Annotated in this window: 26 protein-coding genes and 1 tRNA gene; 19 read left to right on the forward strand and 8 right to left on the reverse strand. The window is 66.2% G+C overall.

Features of this window, described 5'->3' with window-relative positions:
* Nucleotides 1-2: 2 nt before the first annotated feature.
* From ACFSC3_RS05210 to ACFSC3_RS05225, 4 genes are all read right to left on the reverse strand, one after another.
* A tRNA-Thr gene (locus ACFSC3_RS05210) sits at nucleotides 3-78 on the reverse strand.
* An 18-nt stretch (nucleotides 79-96) separates the two neighbouring features.
* Entirely contained in the window at nucleotides 97-972 is an 876-nt protein-coding gene (locus tag ACFSC3_RS05215) for a hypothetical protein (protein ID WP_380939340.1), read from the reverse strand.
* A 98-nt stretch (nucleotides 973-1,070) separates the two neighbouring features.
* Nucleotides 1,071-1,415: an MmcQ/YjbR family DNA-binding protein gene (locus ACFSC3_RS05220; protein WP_380939341.1), complete on the reverse strand. Its 345-nt coding sequence runs from the start codon at nucleotides 1,413-1,415 to the stop codon at nucleotides 1,071-1,073.
* Nucleotides 1,412-2,722 carry a replication-associated recombination protein A gene (locus ACFSC3_RS05225; RefSeq protein WP_380939342.1) on the reverse strand — a complete coding sequence of 437 codons (1,311 nt, stop codon included), beginning with the start codon at nucleotides 2,720-2,722 and terminating at the stop codon, nucleotides 1,412-1,414. Before ACFSC3_RS05225 ends, ACFSC3_RS05220 begins: the two co-directional genes overlap by 4 nt.
* Before the next feature lie 111 nt (nucleotides 2,723-2,833).
* Between ACFSC3_RS05225 and ACFSC3_RS05230 the strand changes: the two genes are divergently transcribed.
* Nucleotides 2,834-3,514 carry a PadR family transcriptional regulator gene (locus ACFSC3_RS05230; protein WP_380939343.1) on the forward strand — a complete coding sequence of 227 codons (681 nt, stop codon included), beginning with the start codon at nucleotides 2,834-2,836 and terminating at the stop codon, nucleotides 3,512-3,514.
* Nucleotides 3,511-3,825: a DUF2218 domain-containing protein gene (locus tag ACFSC3_RS05235; RefSeq protein WP_380939344.1), complete on the forward strand. Its 315-nt coding sequence runs from the start codon at nucleotides 3,511-3,513 to the stop codon at nucleotides 3,823-3,825. Before ACFSC3_RS05230 ends, ACFSC3_RS05235 begins: the two co-directional genes overlap by 4 nt.
* Before the next feature lie 114 nt (nucleotides 3,826-3,939).
* Here ACFSC3_RS05235 and ACFSC3_RS05240 read toward each other — a convergent pair whose 3' ends face one another.
* Nucleotides 3,940-5,094 (reverse strand): glycosyltransferase family 4 protein, encoded by a 1,155-nt coding sequence (locus ACFSC3_RS05240; protein WP_380939345.1) that lies wholly within the window; start codon nucleotides 5,092-5,094, stop codon nucleotides 3,940-3,942.
* A 925-nt stretch (nucleotides 5,095-6,019) separates the two neighbouring features.
* Here ACFSC3_RS05240 and radA point away from each other — a divergent pair.
* The 6 genes from radA to ACFSC3_RS05270 all read left to right on the forward strand — a co-directional run bounded on the left by radA (nucleotide 6,020) and on the right by ACFSC3_RS05270 (nucleotide 11,321).
* A complete protein-coding gene (gene radA, locus ACFSC3_RS05245; RefSeq protein WP_380939346.1) occupies nucleotides 6,020-7,393 on the forward strand; it encodes a DNA repair protein RadA in 1,374 nt (457 codons plus the stop codon).
* Nucleotides 7,394-7,544: 151 nt separating this feature from the next.
* Complete coding sequence (locus tag ACFSC3_RS05250; protein ID WP_380939347.1) at nucleotides 7,545-8,108, forward strand: CvpA family protein; 564 nt, start codon at nucleotides 7,545-7,547, stop codon at nucleotides 8,106-8,108.
* Nucleotides 8,109-8,360: 252 nt separating this feature from the next.
* Nucleotides 8,361-8,798 (forward strand): iron-sulfur cluster assembly scaffold protein, encoded by a 438-nt coding sequence (locus ACFSC3_RS05255; RefSeq protein ID WP_380939348.1) that lies wholly within the window; start codon nucleotides 8,361-8,363, stop codon nucleotides 8,796-8,798.
* Complete coding sequence (locus ACFSC3_RS05260; RefSeq protein WP_380939349.1) at nucleotides 8,795-10,621, forward strand: cation:proton antiporter domain-containing protein; 1,827 nt, start codon at nucleotides 8,795-8,797, stop codon at nucleotides 10,619-10,621. The genes ACFSC3_RS05255 and ACFSC3_RS05260 overlap by 4 nt, the downstream gene beginning before the upstream one ends.
* Nucleotides 10,618-10,995: a diacylglycerol kinase gene (locus ACFSC3_RS05265; RefSeq protein WP_380939350.1), complete on the forward strand. Its 378-nt coding sequence runs from the start codon at nucleotides 10,618-10,620 to the stop codon at nucleotides 10,993-10,995. The genes ACFSC3_RS05260 and ACFSC3_RS05265 overlap by 4 nt, the downstream gene beginning before the upstream one ends.
* Entirely contained in the window at nucleotides 10,992-11,321 is a 330-nt protein-coding gene (locus ACFSC3_RS05270; RefSeq protein ID WP_380939351.1) for a DUF423 domain-containing protein, read from the forward strand. Before ACFSC3_RS05265 ends, ACFSC3_RS05270 begins: the two co-directional genes overlap by 4 nt.
* 3 nt (nucleotides 11,322-11,324) lie before the next feature.
* Here ACFSC3_RS05270 and ACFSC3_RS05275 read toward each other — a convergent pair whose 3' ends face one another.
* Both ACFSC3_RS05275 and ACFSC3_RS05280 read right to left on the reverse strand, forming a co-directional pair.
* The gene (locus ACFSC3_RS05275; RefSeq protein WP_380939352.1) at nucleotides 11,325-12,902 is read right to left on the reverse strand and encodes a sensor histidine kinase; all 1,578 of its coding nucleotides are present in this window, start codon (nucleotides 12,900-12,902) and stop codon (nucleotides 11,325-11,327) included.
* A gap of 10 nt (nucleotides 12,903-12,912) precedes the next feature.
* Nucleotides 12,913-13,077 (reverse strand): NepR family anti-sigma factor, encoded by a 165-nt coding sequence (locus ACFSC3_RS05280; protein ID WP_380939353.1) that lies wholly within the window; start codon nucleotides 13,075-13,077, stop codon nucleotides 12,913-12,915.
* Between the two features lie 256 nt (nucleotides 13,078-13,333).
* Between ACFSC3_RS05280 and ACFSC3_RS05285 the strand changes: the two genes are divergently transcribed.
* The 10 genes from ACFSC3_RS05285 (at nucleotide 13,334) to ACFSC3_RS05330 (ending at nucleotide 22,268) form a co-directional block, all read left to right on the forward strand.
* Nucleotides 13,334-14,137 carry a response regulator gene (locus tag ACFSC3_RS05285; RefSeq protein ID WP_380939354.1) on the forward strand — a complete coding sequence of 268 codons (804 nt, stop codon included), beginning with the start codon at nucleotides 13,334-13,336 and terminating at the stop codon, nucleotides 14,135-14,137.
* A 63-nt stretch (nucleotides 14,138-14,200) separates the two neighbouring features.
* On the forward strand, nucleotides 14,201-14,350 hold the full coding sequence (locus ACFSC3_RS05290; RefSeq protein WP_380939355.1) for a hypothetical protein: 150 nt from the start codon (nucleotides 14,201-14,203) through the stop codon (nucleotides 14,348-14,350).
* Between the two features lie 79 nt (nucleotides 14,351-14,429).
* Nucleotides 14,430-15,086 (forward strand): sigma-70 family RNA polymerase sigma factor, encoded by a 657-nt coding sequence (locus tag ACFSC3_RS05295; protein WP_380939356.1) that lies wholly within the window; start codon nucleotides 14,430-14,432, stop codon nucleotides 15,084-15,086.
* 595 nt (nucleotides 15,087-15,681) lie between these two features.
* Nucleotides 15,682-18,357, forward strand: coding sequence for a bifunctional [glutamate--ammonia ligase]-adenylyl-L-tyrosine phosphorylase/[glutamate--ammonia-ligase] adenylyltransferase (gene glnE, locus ACFSC3_RS05300; protein ID WP_380939357.1), 2,676 nt, complete (start codon nucleotides 15,682-15,684; stop codon nucleotides 18,355-18,357).
* Nucleotides 18,354-18,812 carry a peroxiredoxin gene (locus ACFSC3_RS05305; protein ID WP_380939358.1) on the forward strand — a complete coding sequence of 153 codons (459 nt, stop codon included), beginning with the start codon at nucleotides 18,354-18,356 and terminating at the stop codon, nucleotides 18,810-18,812. Before glnE ends, ACFSC3_RS05305 begins: the two co-directional genes overlap by 4 nt.
* On the forward strand, nucleotides 18,809-19,603 hold the full coding sequence (locus ACFSC3_RS05310; protein ID WP_380939359.1) for a ferritin-like domain-containing protein: 795 nt from the start codon (nucleotides 18,809-18,811) through the stop codon (nucleotides 19,601-19,603). The genes ACFSC3_RS05305 and ACFSC3_RS05310 overlap by 4 nt, the downstream gene beginning before the upstream one ends.
* Nucleotides 19,604-19,716: 113 nt before the next feature.
* A complete protein-coding gene (locus tag ACFSC3_RS05315) occupies nucleotides 19,717-20,418 on the forward strand; it encodes a M23 family metallopeptidase (RefSeq protein WP_380939360.1) in 702 nt (233 codons plus the stop codon).
* Nucleotides 20,419-20,456: 38 nt separating this feature from the next.
* Nucleotides 20,457-20,795: an iron-sulfur cluster insertion protein ErpA gene (erpA, locus tag ACFSC3_RS05320; RefSeq protein WP_380939361.1), complete on the forward strand. Its 339-nt coding sequence runs from the start codon at nucleotides 20,457-20,459 to the stop codon at nucleotides 20,793-20,795.
* Nucleotides 20,795-21,565, forward strand: coding sequence for an exodeoxyribonuclease III (xth, locus tag ACFSC3_RS05325; protein ID WP_380939362.1), 771 nt, complete (start codon nucleotides 20,795-20,797; stop codon nucleotides 21,563-21,565). The genes erpA and xth overlap by 1 nt, the downstream gene beginning before the upstream one ends.
* Before the next feature lie 448 nt (nucleotides 21,566-22,013).
* Nucleotides 22,014-22,268: a hypothetical protein gene (locus tag ACFSC3_RS05330; protein WP_380939363.1), complete on the forward strand. Its 255-nt coding sequence runs from the start codon at nucleotides 22,014-22,016 to the stop codon at nucleotides 22,266-22,268.
* Between the two features lie 48 nt (nucleotides 22,269-22,316).
* Here ACFSC3_RS05330 and ACFSC3_RS05335 read toward each other — a convergent pair whose 3' ends face one another.
* Nucleotides 22,317-23,468 carry an N-acetyltransferase gene (locus ACFSC3_RS05335; RefSeq protein WP_380939668.1) on the reverse strand — a complete coding sequence of 384 codons (1,152 nt, stop codon included), beginning with the start codon at nucleotides 23,466-23,468 and terminating at the stop codon, nucleotides 22,317-22,319.
* A gap of 134 nt (nucleotides 23,469-23,602) precedes the next feature.
* Between ACFSC3_RS05335 and ACFSC3_RS05340 the strand changes: the two genes are divergently transcribed.
* Nucleotides 23,603-24,703, forward strand: coding sequence for a fatty acid desaturase family protein (locus ACFSC3_RS05340; RefSeq protein WP_380939364.1), 1,101 nt, complete (start codon nucleotides 23,603-23,605; stop codon nucleotides 24,701-24,703).
* Nucleotides 24,704-24,707: the final 4 nt, after the last annotated feature.

Consider the following 24,707-nt stretch of genomic DNA (forward strand, 5'->3'; position numbering starts at 1 on the left):
GATGGTGCCGGTTGCAGGAATCGAACCCGCGACCTTCGGTTTACAAAACCGCTGCTCTACCAGCTGAGCTAAACCGGCGTCTGCGGTCCCCATGCGTCAGACGACGCCGAAGGTCCAGCCTTCGGTGCGAGCAATTTCATCGGTCAGACCGCCCGGTTGCCAGAAATCTTGCCTGCTCGCCTCTTTCCGCATCCAGGCGGCGGTCAGGATCGCGTCGCTGGCGTGGTCGCTGATGGAGCCGTCGCCACCGCCGGGCGCGCTGCCAAGTGCGAGTAGAGCGGCGTCCAACTCGGCGTGGGTGCGCATCTTGCTGCGCGACCGGGCGCGACCCGCGGCAATCGCGGCCAAGGTCGTGTAGAGTTCGACGACCACCGGCCCCGCCTCCGGAACCGGATCGAACGGCCAGATCGCGACGCGGCCGCTCAGCCGGTGTAGCAGGCGCATGCCCGTCAGGCTGGACTTGCCGACCTGCGCCGCGCCGACAAGGTTGAGATTACTGTAGGGGCTAAGACCCATGCGCTGCTGTGCGCGCTCGGTGGCGCGAAGGCGGCCGCGGCCGGGCTCGAACAGGTCACCGGTGCGGCCGCCGTGACGGCGGAAGTGGCGGGCCGCTTCCGGGTGATCGACGAAGCTGGAGGCCGCGAAATGCGGATCGTCTAAGCAGATGCGCTCGACCAGCGCCCAGAGGCCACGGGCATCGGCCGGGCTTTCGTCCCAGCCGGGAAAATAGGCGCCGCGGTCGACGAAGGGCAGCGAGGGGCCGAGGTCGAGGCCGATCAGCGTGTCGGTTTCGGTGGCGAGGATGAGGTCAAGGACTTCGGCGCGCGACCAGATGTGGCCGGGGCGGATGAGCGTCGGGGCGCCGCCGCCGGGGCGGCATTCAGCTACGGCGATGCCCTTCTGACGTGGCCCGACTGCGCCCGACCAGTCGATCGCGATGAATTGCGTGAAGCGGGCTTTGCGCTTGGTCAAATCCTGTCATCCCCGCGAAGGCGGCTCCATCTCCAGTGCTCGCCAAGTCGATGGTCCGGGAGATGGGTTGCAGCCTGCGCGGGAACGAGGGAAGGTGCTCACGGGCGCTCTCCGTAAGCCATACGCTGTGCCTTCGATGCGCGGTCCCACCACGCTCTTTCGATCAGCAGAACGATTCGCCCTACCGCATCGGAGCCATAGCGGACCAGCACGACCGGCCACCCGTCGTAGTGCGTGGTTTGCCAGAAGGTGGCGGGATCGGTTTCCAGCAGCACCGTCTTTTCATCTGCCGTCGTATGAAGGACGAAACTGCCGGGATCGGGCGACGTCGTGCCCGCGATCGTCTTGCCGCGGACCTTGAGCGCAGGCCTGCCATAGGCGGTGCCGACCTCGACGCCGGGCAGCGTCAGCGCGTGGGCGACGACCGCATCCCAATCCTTCACTCGCGCCCCTTCCGCCGTTCGTCCCACCACGCCAGCCGCTCGGCGAGGCGCTTTTCGAACCCGCGGTCGGTCGGCTGGTAGAACGCCTGCGGCTCCATCGCGTCCGGCCAATAGTTCGCGCCGGAGAAGCCGTCTGCTGCATCATGGTCGTAGGCATAGTCCGCGCCATAGCCGATCTGCTTCATCAGCTTCGTCGGCGCGTTGAGGATGTTGGCGGGCGGCATCAGGCTACCCGTCTCCTTGGCTGAGCGCCACGCCGCTTTCTGCGCCTTGTACACCGCGTTCGATTTGGGCGCGGTCGCGAGATACAGGCAGGCCTGGACGATCGCCAATTCGCCCTCGGGCGAGCCGAGGAAGTCGTAGGTGTCCTTGGCTGCCACGCACTGGACGACCGCGTTGGGATCGGCGAGGCCGATGTCCTCCACCGCCGCGCGGATCAGGCGACGGAGCACGAACAGCGGGTCTTCGCCCGCGGTCAGCATCCGCGCGAGATAGTAGAGCGCCGCCTGCGGGTCGCTGCCGCGGATCGATTTATGCAGCGCGCTGATGAGGTTGTAATGCCCCTCGCGGTCCTTGTCGTACACGGCGACGCGGCGCTGGAGGAAGGCGCCGAGGCCTGCCGGATCGAGCGGTTCAGCGATGTCGACCGACCAGAGCGTCTCCGCCTGGTTGAGCAGGAAGCGGCCGTCGCCGTCGGCACTGGCGACCAGCGCGTCGCGCGCGGCCGGGGTGACGGGCAGCGCGCGTTCCATCAACGCTTCGGCGCGGTCGAGCAGCTTGCCCAGCGCCGTCGCGTCGAGGCGGTGGAGGATCAGCACCTGCGCGCGGCTGAGCAGTGCGGCATTAAGCTCGAACGAGGGATTCTCGGTCGTCGCGCCCACCAGCGTGACGGTGCCGTCCTCGACATATGGCAGGAAACCGTCCTGCTGCGCGCGGTTGAAGCGATGGATCTCGTCCACGAACAGGAGCGTGCGCTGACCGGCGCGCATCGCGACCTTGGCTTCGGCGAAGACCTTCTTCAGGTCGGCGACGCCGGAGAAGACGGCACTGATCGGCGCAAACCGAAGCCCTACCGCGTCGGCGAGCAGCCGCGCGATCGTCGTCTTGCCGGTGCCCGGCGGCCCCCACAGGATCAGCGACGACAGCCGCCCCGCGGCGACCATCCGCCCGATCGCGCCATCGGAGCCGGTGACATGCTCCTGCCCGACGACGTCCTCCAGCGCGCGCGGGCGCAAGCGGTCGGCGAGCGGCGCGGTGTCGGGGAGGGGGTCGGCGAGCGGTTCGAGCCCGGCGAGGAGGTCGGCCATCGGTACAATATAGGGAGCGGAATGGAGATGGCGAATGGCGCTAAAGATATATCTTGACAGTTTTTAGCTAAGATATATCTTGAGTGCATCACGACACAGTAAGAGTGACATATGTACGGACATCATCATCACCCGAACCGCCACGGCCGCGGTTCGGCACCGCGCGGCGGTTGGGATCAGCGGAGCCGGCGGCTGGAACAGCGCTTCGCCGAAATCTTCGGTGACGGCAGTCGCTGTGCGCCGCAGGGCGGATGGGAGCGCTGGGGCGAGCGGATTGATCACCGCTTCGCCGAGAAATTCGGGAACGGACGCGGTGGCGGCGGCGGCGGACGGCGGCGGATGTTTTCCGGTGACGAGCTGCGGCTGGTGCTGCTGAAGCTCATCTCGGACTCGCCGCGCCACGGCTACGACCTGATCCGCGAGATCGAGGCGCTTACCGGTGGGGCCTACGCGCCGAGCCCGGGCGTGGTCTATCCGACCGTGACCCTGCTCGCCGACATGGACCTGATCGCCGAACAGCCAGGCGAGGGTGCCAAGAAAGTGTTCGCGATCACGCCGGCGGGCGAGGCGCATCTGGCCGAGCGGGCAGAGGAGGTCGCGGCGTTATTCGAGCGGCTTGCAGCGGTCGGAGCGGAACGCGAAAAGCGGGAGCCTGCCCCCGTTGCTCGTGCGATGATGAACCTGCGCGAAGCCTTGCGAAATCGTATCGGCGCGGGTGATCTGGCGGACGATGGGCGGCATATGATTGCCGACATCCTGGACGACGCCGCACGCCGGATCGAACGGCTGTGAGCGCGTCGGCGACGGCGCGCACGCCGACGACCCATGCCAGCAAATATCTCCAGCAGCTGTGCAAACACTGGCAGCATAATCTGGCGGTCGAATTCGACGCGCAGCAGGGGCGGGTGACTTTCCCCAAGGATGCGCGCGGGGCGGAGTGGCCGGGGGACGCGGTGGTGACCTTCACCGCCGAATCCGACGCGCTCGTCACCCGGATCGACGCGAGTGTCGAGGGGCAACTGGAGGGGTTGAAGGGCGCGGTCGCCCGGCACCTCGATCGCTTCGCGTTCAGGGAAGCGCCGCTCAGGTTCGAGTGGGGCTAAAGTCCCGTTCGCCCTGAGCTTGTCGAAGGGCCGTTCTGCGATACTTTCGCGGTGTCCGTGCGGCACGAAGTACGGTGCTTCGACAAGCTCAGCACGAACGGATTTCAACTAGGCTTAGCGCGCCAACTCCAGATACGTATCCAGCACCGCCTGGTTCGCCGTGTCCCAGCGATAACCGAGCGCCGCCGCGTGCCCGGCATCGCCCATCGATCGCCGGAGCGCGGGGTCGGTGACGATCCGCTGGATCGCATCGGCATAGGCACCGACGTCACGCGGGGGCACGAGAAAGCCTGTCCGCCCTTCCTCGACCAGATCGACCGCGCCGGTCGCTCGCGCGGCGACCACCGGAACCGCGCTCGCCATCGCTTCGGTCGTCACGTTGCCGAACGTCTCGGTCACGCTGGGGTTGAAGAATACGTCCATCGAAGCGACTGCGCGGCCGAGCGCATCGCCCGACTGGAAGCCGGTGAAGATCGCGCCGGGCACGCGCTCGGCGAACCAGTCCCGCGCCGGGCCGTCGCCAACTACCAGCACCTTGAGCGCCACGCCACGCCGCGTCAGTTCGCGCGCGACGTCGGCGAAGATGTCGAGGCCCTTTTCCTTCACCAGCCGGCCGAGGAAGCCGATCGCCATGTCGTTGTCGGCGATACCGAGCCCGCGCCGCCACGCCAGATCGCGGCGGTCGGGGCGGAAACGGTCATGATCGATCCCGCGCGACCAGATGCCGATCGGGGTCGAGACGCCCCAGTCCTTCAGGATGTCAATGATGCTGGGGCTCGGCACGACCACGCGGTCGGCGCGATCGTAGAAGCGCTTCAGCATCCAGATCAGCGGGGACTCGATAAAGCCAAGGCGATAATAGCGCGGGTAGGTCTCGAACCTAGTGTGGAGCGACGCGACCGTGCGGATGTCGCGCTTGCGCGCCCAGCTGAGCGCCGCGTGGCCGAGCAAATCGGGGGCCGAGACATGGACGATATTCGGCGCGAACGCCTCCAGGTCGGCGCGGGGGCCGGCGGGCAGGCTGCGCGCGATTTTGTATTCCCCGCGGCCGCCGACGGGGACCGGGATGGCCGGGACGCTGACAAGGTCGCCGGTGGGCGGGAAGGCCGGCTTGTCCACGGTGGGGGAATAGACCCGCACCGAGACGCCCGCGTCGAGCAGATGGCCGACGAGGCGGTTCAGCGCCTGGTTCGCGCCATCTCGGACGTAATTATAATTGCCGCTGAACAGGGCGACGCGAAGGTCGCGGGGGGATTTTGGCGGCTGCATGGGGGTGGGGCTTTAGCGGGGCGTGCCGCGTTTGACTATCTCGCTGCCACCGGCGCTGCTTTGCTTACGGCGCCCAAGTTACCGAAAGGATAGCATAGCCCGACGCCGCACGGCCCATGATATCCATGGCGGACTTAACAGTGACCCGCTGCAAAGCGATCTGACACATTCGCTCGCCGATTGCCGGATGTGGCGCTGCGATCGATTGGCACGTAACGACCTTACCGTCAGCACTTGTCGCAAGTAACGCGGTCGCCACACCGGACGGCCTTCCTGGAACGCCCGCAGGATAATCCCCTGCACCGAAGAAACGTCCCGGATTGAGAGGCTTTGCGACCCGGTTTTCGAACCAAGCCGCTGGATCGACGCCCAGCTTGACGAGGGTATCGCGGTGACACGCCTTCAAAGCTACGACGGCATTTCCGATCCCTGCCGCTGGAAAGGCGAAGTTCTTTCGGCCGAGAGAAAGCGACAGATCAGAGACATCGGGTGGAATCGCATCGGCATTCGATGCCGGTAGCGTCGAGCGAACGATACGCCGGCCGTCACCGCATCTCGCGTATAGCCCGGAATATCTTGCGAGTTTGACACCAGGGAAACGGCGACCGCGGTGTCCCCACCTTTGATACTGGGGATAACACTCGCCGGACCGATGACATTTAGTTCGTACGCAGTCTGAAAAGTCGAAGGTGCGAGACGGAGGATCAGGCGTTCGTCATTGACCGCAAATTGCCGAGCGATGCTGCAAGGAAAGGGCGTTTGAGAAAGCTGCCAAGGACCGACAGGCGTTGCGGTTCCGTTCGCGGTAGCCAAGAGAAGGGCGACAGATAACGCGGCTGGCATCGTGTAATCATCGGGAATTTTTCACGCAGTCGCAAGATTTGTCGTGTTCCCCAATCGTTCTGCACGCGCTATCGTAGATCGTATGGCCAAACCCCAGAAACGCTACGTCTGCCACTCCTGCGGCTCGGTGTCGCACCGGTGGGCGGGGCAGTGCGGCGATTGCCAGGAATGGAACACGCTGGTCGAGGACGCGGGCGGCAACGTCACGCCCTTCTCGGCCAAGCATAATCTGCAATCCGGCGGACGCGCGATCCTGATGTCGGGGCTTGATACCGACATCGCGCTGCCCGACCGGATGGAAACCGGCATCGCCGAACTCGACCGCGCGCTGGGCGGCGGGTTCGTCGAGGGGTCGGCGACGCTGATCGGCGGCGATCCGGGGATCGGCAAGTCGACCCTGCTGCTCCAGGCGGCGGCTAAGCTGGCGCTGGCGGGCAAGTCGGTCGCCTATGTCTCGGGCGAAGAGGCGGCGGATCAGGTGCGGTTGCGCGCGCGGCGCCTGGGCCTCGGCAATGCGCCGGTTCAGCTGGCGGCGGCGACCAGCGTGCGCGATATTCTGACGACGGTCGGGCAGGGGAACGTGCCCGACCTGCTGATCATCGATTCGATCCAGACGATGCATTCCGACCTGATCGAAGGCGCGCCGGGGACGGTCAGTCAGGTCCGCGCGTCCTCGGGCGAGCTGATCCGCTTCGCCAAGGAACGCGGGACCGCCGTCGTACTGGTCGGCCATGTGACCAAGGACGGGGCGATCGCCGGCCCGCGCGTGCTGGAGCATATGGTCGACACGGTGCTGGCGTTCGAGGGTGAGCGGAGTCACCTTTACCGCATCCTGCGCGCGACCAAGAACCGCTTCGGCGGCACGGACGAGATCGGCGTGTTCGCGATGGATACGGCTGGCTTGAGCGAAGTCAGCAATCCTTCGTCGCTGTTCCTGACCAGCCGGGACGAGAATGTCACCGGCACCGTCGTCTTCCCGGCGCTGGAGGGCACGCGACCGGTGCTGGTCGAGGTGCAGGCGCTGACCGTGCGGCTGGCGTCGGGCGCGACGCCGCGGCGCGCGGTGGTCGGTTGGGATAGCGGGCGGCTCGCGATGATCCTGGCGGTGCTGGAGGCGCGGTGTGGCCTCAGTTTCTCGTCGGCGGAAGTCTATCTAAACATCGCCGGCGGCTACCGGGTGCAGGACCCGGCGGCCGATCTCGCGGTGGCGGCGGCGCTCGTCTCGGCGCTCAGCGAGCGGCCGGTTCCGGCAGATGCGGTCGCGTTCGGGGAGATCGCGTTGTCGGGCGAAGTGCGCCCTGTCGCACATGGGCCGCTGCGGCTGAAGGAAGCGGCGAAGCTCGGCTTCGGGCGGGCGCTCGTGCCGGCCAAGCAGGGGGGCGAGGGGGCGGCCATGACACTGTCGAGCTTCGCCAATCTGACGCGGTTCGTTGACCATATGCTGGGGCGGGGATAATCTGGCTGCCAATAATCCCGACGTTCGTCCCGAGTAGCGATCGAGCTTGTCGAGAGCGCGTATCGAGGGATGGGTTGTCTCGATACGCCGTCTCGGCAAGCTCGACGGCTACTCGACACGAACGGTTCGGGGGTGGGGCGGGAAGAATGATATGGGCCTGACGGCGCTCGACATATTGGTGCTAATTACGGTCGGCGGCGCCGCGATCCTGGGGCTGATGCGCGGTTTCGTGACCGAAGTGCTGAGCCTGATGGCGTGGATCTTCGTCGTGTTCGCACTGAAGCTGTTCCACACGCCGCTGACCGCGATGCTGACCGATGCGGTGGGGACTGCGGCAGGGGCGGCGACTTTGGCCTTTGCGGTGATCGGCGGCATCACCTGGTTCGGCGGGCGGCTGGTCGCGAACGCGATCGGGGCGCGGACGCGGACGTCGATCCTGGGGCCGGTCGATCGGGGGCTGGGCTTCGGCTTCGGGGCGCTGAAGGGTTTGATCCTCGCGAGCCTGGCGTTCCTGATGATCGTGCTGGTGATCGACACGTTGGGCGGCGGTCCGCGGCAGCGACCGGTGTGGATCAAATCGTCGCGAACCTATCCCTTGCTGAATGCTACGTCGGCGTCGATCGCGGATTTCGTCGACCGGCGACGTAAGGGGCAGCCGGTGTTCGGGCCGGATAATGCTTCGGCGCCTGCTCCGAGGGTTTCGGAAGAGAAGTGATTTTCACGCAAAGGCGCAAAGGCGCTAAGAGGTTTCGCGCAGAGGCGCAGAGGGCGCTGAAATGGTTTGAGTGTGTTAATGACATCGTGAAAGCATCCGGAGACTTGCAGCGCGCTTCCGCGCGGAAGTCGCCTCGGCGTTCTCTGCCCCTATGCGCGCATTATCCTTTCATCTTCGCGCCTTTGCGCCTTTGCGTGATCAAACCTTCTTCTTCCTGATGCACAGCCGAAGCATCTGCCCTACATGAGCTCCGTGACCGCGCCTCTCTACAACGCCACCATCCTGCGCCTTGCCGCGTCGATCCCGCATCACGAACGTTTGCTCGAGCCGATGGCGACGGTCGAGAAGCGCTCGCCGATCTGTGGCAGTCGTGTCACCGTCGACGTCACTGTCGATGGCCAAGGCCGGATCGAAACGCTGGGAATGCTGGTCCGGGCCTGTGCGCTCGGCCAGGCGTCGGCCTCGCTGTTTGGCACAGTGGCGATCGGCAAGTCGCCCACTGAACTCGCCGCCGCGCGCGATGCGCTGACGGCGTGGCTGGCGGGAGAGCGCGATGTGCCGCCTGACTGGCCGGGGCTCGACATCTTCACTCCCGCGCTGCCGCATAGCGCGCGGCATCCGTCGATCCGCCTCGTGTTCGAGGCTGCAGCCGAAGCCGCCGATCTCGCCAACAAGGCGACCGCGCGATGAACGAAGCGGCTCACGCCAGCGGCAGCCTGTTGCACGATGCCGTCCCGCTGCTCGGCTTCGCGCTGGTCTTCGTCCTGATCTTCCGCCGCCTCGGGCTCGGTGCCACGCTCGGCTACCTCGTCGCCGGCGCCGTCGTGGGGCCGCAGCTGCTCGGCCTCGTCGGCGGGGCGGAATCCAAGATGCACATCGCCGAGCTCGGCATCGTGCTGCTGCTGTTCCTCGTCGGGCTGGAGTTGAACCCGTCGCGGCTGTGGCGGATGCGGCAGGATATCTTTGCCGTGGGCGGCTTGCAGGTCGTGCTCTGCGGCCTCGCGATCGGCGCCATCCTGCTGGTCGTCGCGAAGTTCAGTCCGGAAGCGGCGTTGGCGCTCGGCCTGCCGCTGGCGTTGTCGTCGACGGCGCAGGTGTTGCCGATGCTGCAATCGGCCGGCCGGCTGCGCACGCCCTTCGGCGAGCGGGCCTTCGCCATCCTGCTGTTCCAGGATCTGTCGATCGTGCCGATGATCACGATCGTCGCCGCGATGAGCCGCAATCCGGCCGACGCCGCGGGACCGCCCGGGTGGCTGCTCGCGGTCTACACGCTCGCCGCGATTGTCGGATTGATTGCCGCGGGCCGCTATCTCCTGCGTCCGCTGTTCCGGCTGATCGGCAATCTGGGCGAGCGCGAGATGTTCGTCTTCGCCGGGCTGTTCACCGTCATCGCCAGTGCGGCGGTCATGGAGGCGCTGGGCCTGTCGGCGGCGCTCGGCGCGTTCATCGCCGGCATGATGCTGGCCGACTCGCCCTATCGCCACGAGCTGGAGGCCGACGTCGAGCCGTTCCGCTCGATCCTGCTCGGCCTGTTCTTCCTTGCGGTCGGGATGATGCTCGACCTGAACGCCATCGCCGAACGGCCGGTGTTTGTGCTGACGATGGCGGTGACCCTGGTCGCGGTGAAGGCGGCGTTGATTTGCGGCATCGGCCTCGCCTTCAGGATGAAGTGGCGACAGGCTCTCGCGCTGGGATTGCTGCTGAGCCAGGGTGGCGAATTCGGCTTCGTCTTGTTCGCGCAGGCGCAGAATGCGCTGCTGATCGCGCCCGAGGCGGCAAGCCTGTTCGGCGCGATCGTCACGCTCAGCATGGCGACGACGCCGTTCCTGATGATGGCCACGCGCCGTTTCCGCTCGGCGCCGGTCGACGAGCAGGAGCGCGATGGGCCGAAGGCGGACGGATCGAACGCGATCATCGTCGGCTATGGCCGGTTCGGCCAAACGGTCGGCCAGATGCTGAACGCGCAGGGCATCGCGGTGACGTTGATCGATACCGATATCGAGATGATTGACATCGCCGGGCAGTTCGGCGCGAAGGTCTATTACGGCGACGGCCTGCGGCTCGACATGCTGCGCCAGGCAGGCGCGGCGGATGCGGAACTGATCCTATTCTGCAATGACGGCGACGGGATCGATGCCGAATTCGTAGGATCCGTTCACAAGGCGTTCCCGGACGCGGCGATCTTCGTCCGTGCCTATGACCGCCGCGCGCTGCTGAAACTCAAGGGCTCGCCGGTCGCGGGCGTGGTGCGCGAGCTGCTCGATTCCGCCGTACACATGGCGCGCGAAGCGATGGCGGCGGTGGGCGTGGACGCATCCGAGATCGACCGCACCGAGGAATTCTACCGCGGCCGCGACCGCGAGCGGCTGAAGATACAGTTCGAGGCCGGCGACCTGCGCGCCGCGCGCGAGGCGGTGATCGCCGATGGTGGCTGGGCACCCGAACGACGCGCCGACCGCGAGCGGCCCGACCCCTTGCCCGGGCCAAAGCCGGCGCCAGGAGAATGCGGATGAAGGGTCGGCCATTTCACGAAAGGCTGAGTTTCGCGCTGGCCGGCTTGAAGGCAGCGTGGGTGCGCGAGGTGAGCTTCCGTACGCAGACGATGTTCGTTGGGGCGGTCGGCATCGGGTTGCTCATCCTCAAGCCCGCCCCGATCTGGTGGGCCGTCGTCGCACTGGTCTGTGCGATCGTACTCGCGCTCGAACTTCTGAACTCGGCGATCGAGGGCGTCATCGATCTGCTGCATCCCGGGCTCCACCCGGAGATCAAGGTCGTCAAGGACATGGTGGCCGGTGCCGTGCTGGCGATCAGCCTGGCCGCGGTCGCAATCGCTGTCGCAATGGTCGTCGAAACCGGTCCGTCCGCCTGGAGTCGCTGGGTATCATGACTGTCATTTCGATCCTCGCCGCGCTGTCGGGTGCGATCGCTGTCGCGGCCGGAGCGTTCGGTGCGCATGGGGCGGAGGGGAAGGCGGCGGAGTGGTTGCGTACGGGCGGCGAGTATCAGCTTATCCACGCGGTCGCGGCGCTGGTCGCGTTGCGGATGGAGGCGCGGGGGCCGGCGGCGCTGTTCGTGGCGGGCGGGGCGGTGTTTGCGCTGACGCTCTATGCGATGGCGTTCGGCGCGCCGCGGTGGCTGGGCGCGATCACGCCGATCGGTGGGACGCTGTTGATCGCCGGATGGTTGTGGCTCGCGTGGCAGGCGCGGGGCTGACGCTCAGTCCCGGCCGACCACCGCGATGATCACCTCGAACGCACCGACCAGCGGATCATGGTGCAGCTTCGTGCGCAACTGGCGTGACAGGCCCTCGATCACGCGGCCGTAGCGCGTGGCAAGCAGGTCGCGCAGCGTATCGCCTTCGATCAGTGCCGGCGAATTGATCCGCAATATGGCGCGATCGTCCGACTCCGGGTCGGCCTTCAGCGAGATCCGCACCTGCGACGCGGGTGCGATCGTCATTGCCAGTTCGACGAGTTCGGTGGTCAGGAAGGCGACGGCGACGGCGACGTCCTGGGACACGTAAAAGGGTTCGATGTCGAGCACGAGCGACAGGCGGCCGGTGCCTTCCGGCGCGGTCGCCCGCAGGTTCGCCGACAGCTCGCCGATCACCGAGCGCAGGCCGAGGCCGCGGTTGATCTCCATCTCCGCGAAGTGATGGCGGTGGACCACCGCGAGCGCATCGACGCGCCGTTGGATCGAGGCATAGGCGGCCGATGCCTCCGGCGATGCGGCGCCGCGGGCGTGGAAATTGATCAGGCTGGCAATGACTTGCAGGTTGTTCTTGACGCGGTGATGCACCTCGCGAGTCAATCGCGTCTGGCGCACCAGCCCCTCGGCCAGATCGCTTTCGTGCGCCTGCACGGTCCGGCCGAGGCCAAGAAATGCCTGGTCGAGTTCGCGAATTTCGTGCGCGGGAACGGCGCCGATCGAGATCGCCTCGAACGGACCGTCCGGGCGATATTTCACGACGCTGGTGCTCAGCCGGCGCAGCGGCCGGATCAGCGTCCGATCGACGACGAACCAGCCGACACCGGCGGCGACCGCCCACATCAAGAGCGGCAGCAGCATCGCGATCAGCACAGGCGACGTGATCGGCGTGCTCGCCATCGTCATCACGAGTTCGAGATCGGCGACGCCGACCGGCACCGTCAGCGCATCGCGGCGCGCCAGCATCGGCCCGTCCAATTCGCGCAGCGTCAGACTGTCGTCGCCGGCGCGCAGCACCGCGCCATATTCGGGCACGAACCCGCTCGGTCGGCTGACGCTGGCGAGGAACTTCGTTGGGAAAAAGGCGGTGGCGCGGGCGACGCCGTTGGTGCCGCGGATCGTCAGCGTCAGGCCGCGCTCCGGCGCGATCCCGGTCGCGATGCCCATGCCGATCGCCCCTTCGGCCTGGGGCACATCGCGGCCGCAGCGCAGCCGCCCGGCCGCGTCGTGGATACTGAAGTTTCCGCCCGCGCTCATATCGGGCGCGAACACACCGGTAACCCGCGCGCAACTCAGCGCATCGGCCGGGTCACGTTCTATCGCATCGAGCGCAGAGCGAAGCGCGTTCATGTCGCCGATCAATTCGATCGTCATGGTGCGGGCGGCTTCGGTCGCGGCGACGCGCAATCGTGCCTGGTTCTCGCTGTCCGATACACGCGTCGTCTGATAGGCGGCGAAGGTGATGATCAGCGCGAACGGCAGCAGCGCGGCGCTTAGGATCAGGAAGAGTTTGGCGCCCGTCGGCAGGCGCGCGAAACTGCCCGCCGGGGTCGCGGCCGGCTGTTCGGTCGTCGGAGTGTCCGTCATCTGTGGCGGACTATCCCAGCTTCTTCAGCAGTTCCAGCATCTCGTCGGGCACGGCTTCGGAAGCGGCATCATGGTACACCGCGCGCAACGCCGCACCGACGTCGCGCTCGCCACCATTCGCTGACTTTTCGTCCTTACGCCGAAGCGCTTTTTCGTCACCCGTCTTGGAAACCACCTCGTCCCCCTGAGCGTCCCATACCGCGGGACGGATACACGAATCGTTAAAATCGGCACGGCACGATCGCGCCAGCCATCCCCCTTCCGAATGTGCACTTACCCGGATTGGAACGGCGATGAAACCAAAGACCTCCTCGTTTGTTCCAGACCGTGCGAAATATCGGGGAGGGGGCGGGCTAGCGCTTTCCGAACGATTGCATTTGACCGGGGGCTGCCACACAGGTTGTCGCCCATATCAGGAGTTTCAGTCGAACATGTCGCTTGGACAGCAGCTTTCGCCGCATCTTCCTTTCCTGCGGCGCTACGGCCGTGCGTTGACCGGTAGCCAGTCCGAGGGCGATCAGTATGTTCGTGCGACGCTGGAAGCGATCGTCGCCGCGCCGGAGGAGTTTCCGAAGGACGTCGATCCGCGTCTGGGTCTGTACCGCACGTTCCAGGCGATCTGGTCCTCGACGCATACCGACAACCGCGCGCTGCCCGAGGATGACGGCACCAGCGGTCACGAAGCGATCGCCCGCCGCCGTCTGGCCCGCGTCGCGCCACTGTCGCGTCAGGCACTGTTGTTGACGGCGATGGAAGGTTTCTCGACCGAGGATACCGCCTATCTGATCGACGCGACGCCCGAAGAGGTCGACGATCTGGTGTCGGATGCCCTGTCGGAGATCGACAAGCAGACCCGCGCGCGCGTCCTGATCATCGAGGACGAGCCGATCATCGCGATGGACATCGAATCGATCGTCCGCGACCAGGGCCATGAAGTCACCGGCGTCGCCGTCACCCGTGACGAAGCGGTCGCGCTGGCGATGGAAGACCGTCCGGGTTTGGTGCTCGCCGACATCCAGCTGGCCGACGACAGCTCGGGCATCGACGCGGTGAAGGACATCTTGGCCGAATTCGACGTGCCGGTTATCTTCATCACCGCCTTCCCGGAGCGTTTGCTGACCGGCGAGCGGCCGGAGCCGACCTTCCTCATCACCAAGCCGTTCCAGCGGTCGACGGTGAAGGCGGCGATCAGCCAGGCGTTGTTCTTCGACGAGGCGACGGTGCCGGCGGCCTAATCGCCAGCCTGCGTCAGGTCAGAAAATTACGGACCCAAAACGGTTCTGGGGGGTTGATCGGTCATGTCGAACAAAATCGATTCCGAAGGTCGCCAGCATATCGATACCGATCGCGCCCGTGCCGGCGCGACGCCGGGGATGACCCGCTACATCCTCGGCATATCGCTGGTGCTGGTCGTCGTGATCTTCGCCCTCATCTACTTTCTGACCTGACGGACGGGATATCGTGCTTGCTCGCTCGCAATCGTGCGCGAACACACTATCTGTAAGACCCGTTCCCGATCGGACACTTATGATTCACACTGCGCACGATCATGACGAGGACGGCTCGCCGGTAACGGCTGAGCCGGTGCCGCACGTCGCGCTCAGCGATCCCGAGTTCAAGGCGCAGTTGGCGCTGGTCATCCCGCATCTGCGCGCCTTCGGGCGGTCGTTGTCGGGCAGCCGCGATCTGGCCGATGATCTGGTGCAGGAAACGCTGTTGAAGGCTTGGGCTGCGCGCCAGCGGTTCCAGGCAGGCACGAACATGCGTGCCTGGACCTTCATCATCCTACGTAACCTGTACTTGTCGCAGATGCGTCGCGCGCGGTTCAAGGGCGAATGGGACGATCTGGTCGCCGACCGGCTGCTGGCCGCACCGGCGAGCCAGGATCGACACGTCGAACTGACCGATATGCAGCGCGCGTTGCTCCATCTGCCTCAACCGCAGCGGGAGGCGCTGATTCTCGTGGGTGCGGGCGGATTTGCCTATGAGGAAGCGGCCGACATCTGCGGCGTCGCGGTCGGCACGATCAAGAGCCGGGTCGCGCGTGGACGTGTCGCGTTGGAAAGCATCCTGACCGAAGGCCGTCTGCCGTCGCGTCGGGAGCATGATGACGGCGAAAAGAGCGCGCTGGATGCGATCATGGACGAGGTCGACGATCTCAGCCGGGATACGACGCGGAACTGAGCGTTCGCATCCCCGTGGTTTGGCCGTTTAGCCTGTTCCGTAGAGTTTGAGCTTGCCGCGCTCCGGCGGAGGCCGGTGCGTTGGCGATTGATCGGCTCCGAGCTCAGACCTGCGCCGGAGCACTATAGGTAACGGGCCGTCAAAAATTTCTAGCCCGGATCGACTTTCGACGCCGATCCTCCCCTGCAAGGGGAGGTGGCAGCGCGCAGCGCTGACGGAGGGGTGTCGCGCTCTCGATAGCGGGACACCCCTCCACCCCGCGCTGCGCGCGCGGTCCCCCTCCCCTTGCAGGGGAGGAAGGTTTGAATGTCTATTCGCCCTAGATTTCAAATGTCTGCCGCCACGCGTCGCTAATCGTCAGTGACGACTGGACGTTCGCGCGTCGATCCGTTCCAGTAAGGCTGCCATATCCCGCGGCAAGATCGGGTCGCGATACGCGATCCGCAACGCAGCGCCAATTGCGTCTCCGTCCCGCGGACGGGCGACGACATAGGCATATTGCGAAGGTGCGTGCGCGTTGACCATCCGTCTAAAACACATCAGCTTTAGCTTTGTTGCTATCTTATGCGCGGATTGACCAAAGTGTTGCTCGTCGATGACAGATGAACTGGGTTACGGTCGCTCGGTCGCCGAGGCGCTCGCGACCGCCGACCGGGAATCGGACTTCCTCTCGAACCTCATCGCGCGCGAGCCGGCAGTCGTCGACGGGATCGAGGACTGGCTGGCCGATCCGCTGGCGGTGCTGAATCTCGATGCCGACCTGCCGCCACCCCGCGCACTCCGTCTCGCGCGGCGGCGGTTGGCGCTGGTCGTCGCGATCGGCGATTTGTCGGGGCGCTACGATCTCACGCGAACGACCCAGACGTTGAGCGACTTCGCGGACCGCGTGCTCGATCGCGCGATCTGGGTTGCGGTGGCGGAGCGTGTCCCCGGCGCTTCGGCGGACGGGTTCGCCGCGATCGCGCTTGGCAAGCAGGGTAGCCGCGAACTGAATTACTCGTCCGACATCGACCCCATACTGATCTTCGACCCCACGCGTTTCGCGCATCGCGAGCGGGACGAGGTTGACGAGGCGGCGGTTCGGGTCGGGCGTCGGGTGGTCGAACTGCTCCAGGCGCGCGATGGGGACGGCTATGTCCTGCGCGTCGACTTGAGATTGCGGCCTTCGCCGGAAGTGACGCCGATCGTCCTGCCGATCGAGGCGGCAATCGGCTATTATGAATCGGCAGCGCTGCCGTGGGAGCGGGCGGCATTCATCCGCGCGCGCGCCTGCGCAGGGGACATGGCGCTCGGTAGCGGGTTCTTGACCACGATCCGGCCGTTCGTCTGGCGGCGGGCGCTGGACTTCGGGACGATCGGCGAGATCCGCGGCATATCGCGCCGTATTCGCGATCATCACGCACAAGGGCAGGCGTTCGGTCCGGGCTATGATCTGAAGCGGGGGCGGGGCGGTATTCGCGAGGTCGAATTCTTCGCGCAGATCCACCAACTGATTCACGGCGGGCGCGAGCCGGCGCTGCGCACGCCCGCGACGCGTGACGCACTGGCGGCGCTCGCGGCGGCGGGGCGGATCGATCCGGATGACGCAGCCGCGCTGGCCGACGCCTATACGCTGTTCCGCACGATCGAGCACCGGGTGCAGATGATCGACGATCGGCAGACCCATGCGCTGCCGGTGCAGAGCGATTCGCTCGACCGGGTTGCGCGGCTGCATGGGCTGGCAAACGGCGCCGCGCTGCTCGACCTGCTCCGCCCGCATGTCGAACGGGTCGGGCGGGTCTATGACGCGCTGGATGGGGAGCCACCGACGCAGGTTCCGGTCGCGACCGTCGCGGCATCGAGCCGCTTCGCCGATCCCGACGCTGCCGAGGCGCGGATCGCGAGCTGGCGGGAGGGGCGCTATCCCGCCCTGCGCAGCCAGGCCGCGAACGAAGCGCTGACGGCGGTGCTGCCCGCGCTGATCGCGGCGATCGGCGAAGCCCCCGATCCCGACCGCGCGCTGTTGAGACTCGATGCGATCTTCGCGCGGCTGCCGACCGCGATCAACGTCCTGCGACTGATCGCGGCGCGTCCGGCGCTGATCGCGCTGCTGGAGACGATCCTTGCCCATGCGCCGACGCTGGCGGATCAGCTGGGGCGGCGATCCGAGTTGCTTGACGGGCTGATCGATGCATCCGCGCTCGACCTGCCGGGCGATGTCGCGACGCTGGCCGCGCAGATGCGCGCGGGCGAGCGCGGTGACGATTACGAACGCGTCCTCGATCGCGTCCGTAAGGTCGTGAATGAAAAGCGGTTCGCACTCGGTGTGCAGATCCTTGCAGGCGCCAGCGATCCGTTGGACGTGTCGGCCGGCTATGCCCGCGTGGCAGAGGCGGCGGTGGAGGTGCTGGCCGGTACGGCGGTCGAGGCGTTCGTCGCCACGCAGGGTCGGGTGCCGGATAGCGAACTCGTCATCCTGGCGCTCGGGCGGATGGGCGGCGCGCAGCTGACCCATGCGTCGGACCTCGACCTGATCTACCTCTTCACCGGCGATTTCGCCGCGGAGTCGGATGGCCCCAAGCCGCTCGGCGCGGTGCTTTATTACAACCGCCTCGCGCAGCGCGTGTCGGCTGCGCTGTCCGTGCCTACGGCGTCCGGGCCTCTGTATGAGATCGACACGCGCCTCCGGCCATCGGGTGCATCGGGGCCGCTGGTGGTCTCCCTCGACGGGTTCGAACGCTACCAGCGCGAGAGTGCCTGGACATGGGAGCATATGGCGCTGACCCGGGCACGCGCGATCTTCGGATCTGCGGATGCACGGGCAGCGGTAGACGCGATTATCGGCCGGGTTCTCCACGGTGACCGACCCGAACGCGACATCCGCGCCGACGCGACGAAGATGCGTGCCGACATGGCCGCGCATAAGCCGCCTTCCGGTCCGTTGGACGCCAAGCTGCTGGACGGTGGGCTGGTCGATCTGGAATTCGCGGTGCACACGCTGCAACTCGTCCACCGCACGGGCTTCGACTCGCACCTCGGGCGCGCGATCGATGCGTTGGCGGCGGAGGGGCGGATCGATCCCGCAATGCGCGCGGCGCATGATTTCCTGACGCGGTTGCTGGTCACCGCGCGGCTCGTCGCGCCGGACGGGCAACCGCCGTCGGAAGCGACCCGCGCGTTGCTCGCCCGCGCGCTGCGACTGGAGGATTTCGACGCGGTGCTTGCCCGGCTGGATGCGACGCGCCAAGGCGTGCGCGCCGCGTGGGCCGCAGCGCAGGGAGATCAGGCGTGACCGAAGGCGATACCATTCCCGACCTGACGCTGGCCGGCGTCGATGGCCCGATCCGGCTGGCCGATTTCGTCGGCAGGCCGCTGGTCCTCTATTTCTATCCGAAGGACGACACGCCGGGGTGCACGCGGGAAGCGCAGGATTTCTCCGCGCTTGCAGATGATTTCGCCGCCGCCGGCGTCGCCCTGCTCGGCGTGTCAAAGGACAGCCCGGCGAAGCACGCCAAATTCGCCGCCAAACATGCGCTGTCGGTCCCGCTCGCCAGCGACGATGCGGATGGCACGGTGTTGCAGGCGTTCGGCGCCTGGGTCGAGAAGAGCCTGTACGGCAAAAAATATATGGGCATCGACCGCTCGACATTCCTGTTCGGCGCCGATGGCCGGCTGGTTCGCGCGTGGCGCAAGGTCAAGGTGCCCGGCCATGCCGAGGCCGTATTGGCGGCTGCCAAGGCGCTGTGACGAGTATTGCTGCCGCGGTCAGCGCAGTCTTGCTGGCTGGTGAGCCGCGCGAGAAGATTCGGCTGGCCCGGGCGGCGGCGCGGGACTGGCGGCTGGGACGGCTCGACCATCGCTTCGACGTCTTCATGCCCGATCGCCCGGCCCGGCCGGACTTGCCCGAACTGCTGCCGCCGAGCCAGATGCCCAAGCGCGGGAAGGGCGGGTCGGAGAAGGGGCGTGTCGCGCTGATCCACGCGCTGGCGCACATCGAGTTCGGCGCGATCGATCTGGCGTTCGATGTCGTCGGGCGGTTCGGCCATGAGTTTCCCCGCGCCTTCGTCGATGAATGGATGGCGGTCGGCGCCGATGAAGCGATGCACTTCGCGCTGCTCGACCGGCGGCTGGGCGCGCTTGGCAGCTTCTACGGCGCGATGCCGGCGCACGACGGGTTATGGGAAGCGGCGACCGACACCGCGCAGGACTCGCTTGCCCGGCTGGCGGTCGTGCCGATGGTGCTAGAGGCGCGTGGGCTGGACGTGACACCGGCCACCCGCGACCGTTTTGCAGCCGCAGGCGACGCGGCGACAGCGGCGATCCTAAATCGCATCCTGAACGACGAGGTACGCCATGTCGCCGCCGGATCGCGCTGGTTCGGATTCGGCTGTGCCGCGCGCGGTCTGGAGCCGATCGCGACGTGGCAGGCGTGCGTCCGGCAGCACTTTCACGGAGTGCTTAAGCCTCCGTTCAACGACTCGGCGCGCGAAGCTGCCGGTCTGACCCGCGATTACTACGCGCCTATTGCCCGAGGCTGACGTTAACCGCATCACGGCGTCGTCAGGAAGCGGAGGGGGCTCCAACTCTCGACACGGTATCTTCCGTTCGCGCTTGTTCAGGGCGCGCGGGCGCCTTGGAATTGTGGGGATCGATGACTTTTTCGACGTTCACCGGCCAGATCGCACGAGCCTGCCTGATTGCCGCCGCAGCAGTTGTTCCGACCCTCGCGCAAGCCGAGACCAAGCCGGCGACCGGCGGACCGTTTGAAGCGGTGGCCGCGACGGAAACCGGCACCACCGCCGCCACCGGCGATGAACAGTTCCGCGCCCTCTTCCAGACCTGGAAGAAACTCGACACCACCGAATCCACCGTTATTTCGATCCCCTCTACCCACCCGGTCGCCAACCTCAGCTTCACCAGCAACTTCGGCGTCCGCTCCGATCCGTTCCGCGGGACTGCCGCGATGCATGCCGGCGTCGACATCCCAGGCCCGGTCGGTACGCCGGTCTATGCGACCGCCGATGGCGTCATCAACCGCGCGGAGCGGGCCGGCGGCTACGGCAACCTCGTCGAGATCAACCATGGCAAGGGTATCGAGACGCGCTACGGCCATCTGTCGAAAATCCTCGTCGCGCCGAACAGCCGCGTGTCGCGCGGTCAGCTGATCGGCCTGATGGGGTCGACCGGCCGTTCGACCGGCAGCCACCTTCACTATGAAGTCCGCATCGACGGTCATGCCGTGAACCCGGCGCCCTATCTGCAGGTCGCCGACATGAAGATGCTGCCGGGCGCACCGATGTCGATGGATACCGCCGCTGTCGGCGGTCCGGCGATCCCGGTTTCCGACCACTGAGGTTGCCTGGGGAGCGGGGCCGTCCTATCTCCTCGCTTATGGCCACCGCCGCTCCTGACATCTCACTGACCCCGTCCGCCGCGGCGCGGGTCGCCGCGATCGCATCGCGCCAGAACAAGCCCGCCATCCTGCGCCTCGCGGTCGACGGCGGAGGCTGTTCGGGGTTCCAGTACAAGTTCGAACTGGCCGACACGCCGGCCGCGGACGACATCGCGGTCGAAACCGATGGTGTTCGTCTGGTCGTCGACTCGGTCAGCCTCGACCTCGTCCGCGGGGCGAGCGTCGATTATGTCGAGAGCTTAGGGGGAGCGGCGTTCCGCGTGACGAACCCGCAAGCCGCGTCGGGGTGCGGCTGCGGCTCCAGCTTCTCGATCTGATGAAGATCGTCAGTTACAATGTGAACGGGATCAAGGCCCGTCTGCCGCGGCTGATCGAATATCTCGATGAGGCCAAGCCCGACGTCGTCTGCCTCCAGGAATTGAAATCGTCGGACGACACGCTGCCGGTCAAGGATATCGAGGCGGCGGGTTACGGTGCGGTGTGGCACGGGCAGAAGGGCTTCAACGGCGTCGCCATCCTCGCCCGTGACGCGCAACCGATCGAGCGGCAGAAGGGGCTGGTCGGCGAGCCCGAGGACGAACACAGTCGCTACATTGAGGCGGAGGTGAACGGCGTTGTCGTCGCGTCTATCTATCTCCCCAATGGCAATCCCCAGCCGGGACCGAAATTCGACTATAAGCTGCGCTGGATTGATCGCCTCGCCACCCGTGCGCGTGCGCTGCTGGCGGAGGAAGTGCCGGTCGTGCTGGCGGGCGACTATAACGTCATTCCGAATGACGACGATACCTTCTCCGTCCGCGCGATGCAGGACGACGCGCTGATGCAGCCGGAAAGCCGGCAAGGCTATCGCGGGTTGCTCTCACAGGGCTGGACCGACGCGCTCCGCACGCAATTCCCGCGCGGCGGCGTGTGGACGTTCTGGGACTATCAGGCGGGCGCCTGGCAGCGCGATGCCGGGTTCCGGATCGACCATCTGCTGCTTAGCCCGCTGGCTGCCGATCGCTTTGCCGGGGCGGGGGTCGACAAGGAGTATCGCGGCCGGGAAAAGGCCAGCGATCACGCGCCGACGTGGGTGCGGTTACGATAAGCTGGGCCTCCGGATCACGGAGCGGCAGTCTCGCGCGTTCCTCATTGGCGTAGTCGAACGGCACGGAGCGCACGTGCCTCAACGTCGCTTTGTATGAACACGCGCGGGGTACGATCGAACGGCGTGTTTTCTAGCCAATCGATACCGTTCAGTTGTCCCGCGAAGGCCGGAGCGTTGATAGTCGAGGCTCCGATGCATGCCGCCACTCCGGCTTTCGTCGGAGCACACCCATGCATCTCATGAGTGCATCCCACTACAAGTCTTCGGGCCTCCAAACGGTAAGGTCGGCGTCCAAAAATTTGGCGCCACTCGCCAAAAAGCAGTAAAAACCACAAGTGTAGTCGATGCTAAGTCGTTGAATTTACAAAGTCATAGTGTTTGGCATGGCTAGTGCACTGGCGTCTTCCGCCGGGCTGCCCCCTTTGTCCGGCGATACGGGAGACACATTATGTTCACGAGCATGCTCATCGCCCTTTCCATTGCTACCGGCGGCTTGTCCGTACCGGTGCGGAGTCCGGTCGACATCGCCGGGCTATCCTTGCTGTCGACGGCAAAGCCGCTCCCCGCCGCGCCCGCCAAGGCCGGCAAGCCGACGCAATATTGCGTCCGCAGCACCATCACGGGCAGCCGCATACAGCGCCTCGAATGCCAGACGCGGGACCAGTGGCTGGCACAGGGCTTCGATCCGCTCGCCGCGAAATAAGTTTTGTGGTTTCGAACGAACGGGCGGGGTGGAGCCCCGCCCGGGCGCTCACAGGTCCTTGCCGTAGACCTGATAGACCTTGTTCACCTTGCTATCGATCGTTTCGGCGATCGAGCGCATGCCCTGATTGTCGTCGAGGATCCATCCGATCTCGCCACGGGTCGCGCCGTAGCGTTGGATCGAGGCGCGGCGGATATATTCGATCATCATGAAGGCGAGCTGGCTCGCCATCCGCGACGACTGGAGCTCCTTGACCACGCCCATCAGCGGCACCCGCATCGTCCGCACCTTCGGCTTGCGCAGCCACAGCAGCAGCTTGGCCCAACCGAACGGGAGCAGGCTGCCCTTCAATGGCTTAATCGCCTCGTTCAGGTCGGGGAGGGTGATCATGAACGCGACCGGCTTGCCGTCCAGCTCGGCAATGCGGATCAGGTCGTTGAACACGATCGGCTTCAGCTTGACGCCGACGTCCTTGATCTCCGGCGGCGTGAGGGGGACGAAGCCCCAATTGTCCGACCACGCATCGTTCAGGATGTGGAGGATGATGGCGGCCTCTTCCTCGAACTTAGACTTGTCGACCTCGCGCACGCGGATGCGCTCGTTGCGTTCGCCCGACTGGATGATGCGGCGGACGATCGGCGGAAATTCCTGGGTGATGTCCAGGTCGTAGGTCATCAGCTGCTTGACGCCGCTATAGCCCGCCGCCTCGATCCAGCCGCGATATTTGGGCTTGGCGTGGCCCATCATGATCGTCGGCGGATGATCGAAGCCTTCGATCAGCAAGCCCGGCTCTTCCCAGATCGACATGGAGATGGGGCCGAGGGCGCGGGTCATTCCCTGGTCGCGCAGCCAGTTTTCCGCGGTCGCGATCAGCTTCGCCGCAACCTCGCCATCGACCGCGTCGAACAGGCCCCATTGCCCGACACCGGGGCCGAAGCCCTGGTCCGCCGGCATGGTCAGCGCCAGCGTGTCGATATGCGCCGAGATACGCCCGACCAGTTCACCGCCGCGCTCCGCCAGGAAAAGCTGAGCGTTGGCATGGCTGAACCAGCCGTTCTTCTCCGGCAGCAGCAGCCCCAGCGCCTCGCCCTTCAGCGGGGGAACCCAGTTGGGATCGTCGGCGTAGAGCCGGAACGGCAGATCGACGAACCGCTTGTAATCGGCCTTGGAGGAAATCGGGCGGATGGTGATGTCGGCCATAGGGGCGCTTTCCGGCAGGATCGTTTCGAGCGCGGTGTGACTTGCCGAATCGATCATAGCAAGCGGCTTTTCCGTGGACGCTCCCCCTCGTATCGCCACCATACAGCCACTATTTCGGGGCAATGGATCAGGTGATGACTACGACCGCAACCCTCGATCGCCGCCCGGCGGGCAGCTGGGCCGGCGTGACGCCGCGCGCGGCGGCGGAAAAGATCGTTGACGACAAGGCTCTGCTGCGGACCGCGGCGGAACTGTCGCGCGATCTCCACGCGGCCAATCCGAAAATCTACTGGGCCGACATGCTCGCGTCGGTGCTGCTCGGCTATGCGGGGCTTGCGGGCGCCATTCTGCTTCCCTCGCTGGGGCTTGCGATCGCGAGCGGTATCGTTGCGATATTCGCGCTCTATCGGGCCGGCAGCTTCATCCATGAAGTCAGCCATATGAAGCATGCGTCGGTGCCGGGGTTCCGGCTCGGCTGGAACATGCTGGTCGGCGTGCCGCTGATGATCCCGTCGTTCATGTACGAGGGGGTGCATACGCTGCACCATGCCAAGACGCGCTACGGCACCGTCGACGACCCCGAGTATCTGCCGCTCGCGCTGATGAAGCCGTGGTCGGTGCCGCTGTTCGTCGTCGCCTCCGCGCTCGCGCCGATCGCACTGCTGTTCCGCTTTGCCGTGCTGTCGCCGCTGTCGCTGGCGATCCCGCCGCTTCGCCGGACGATCGCCGCCCGCTTCTCGGCACTGGCGATCAACCCGGCCTTCCGTCGGCGCGACATGAAGGACGATTACCGCAAGCTGTGGGTGCGGCTGGAGGTGGCGACGAGCCTTTGGGCGATCGCGCTGCTGGCGCTGGTCGCGACGGGCGTCGTGCCGCTGCGGGTCCTGGCGATCTACCTCGGCATCCTTTCGGCGACGATGGTGCTCAACCAGGTGCGGACCCTCGTCGCGCATCTGTGGGAGAATGACGGCGAGCAGATGAGCGTGACCGCGCAATATCTCGACTCGGTCAACGTCCCGCCGCCGGCGCTGCTGCCGATGCTGTGGGCGCCGGTCGGCCTGCGCTATCATGCGCTCCACCACCTGCTGCCGGGCGTGCCCTATCATGCACTGGGCGAAGCGCATCGGCGGCTGACGGCGGCGGTCGAGGCGGGGTCGCTGTACCACAAGGCGAGCTATGCCGGATTGCCGGGGCTGCTGGACCGGCTGGTGCGGTCGACCTTCGGACAGCGCTGAGGCT

This window comes from Sphingomonas floccifaciens, from assembly GCF_042681125.1.
GTDB classification, from domain to species: domain Bacteria; phylum Pseudomonadota; class Alphaproteobacteria; order Sphingomonadales; family Sphingomonadaceae; genus Sphingomonas; species Sphingomonas floccifaciens.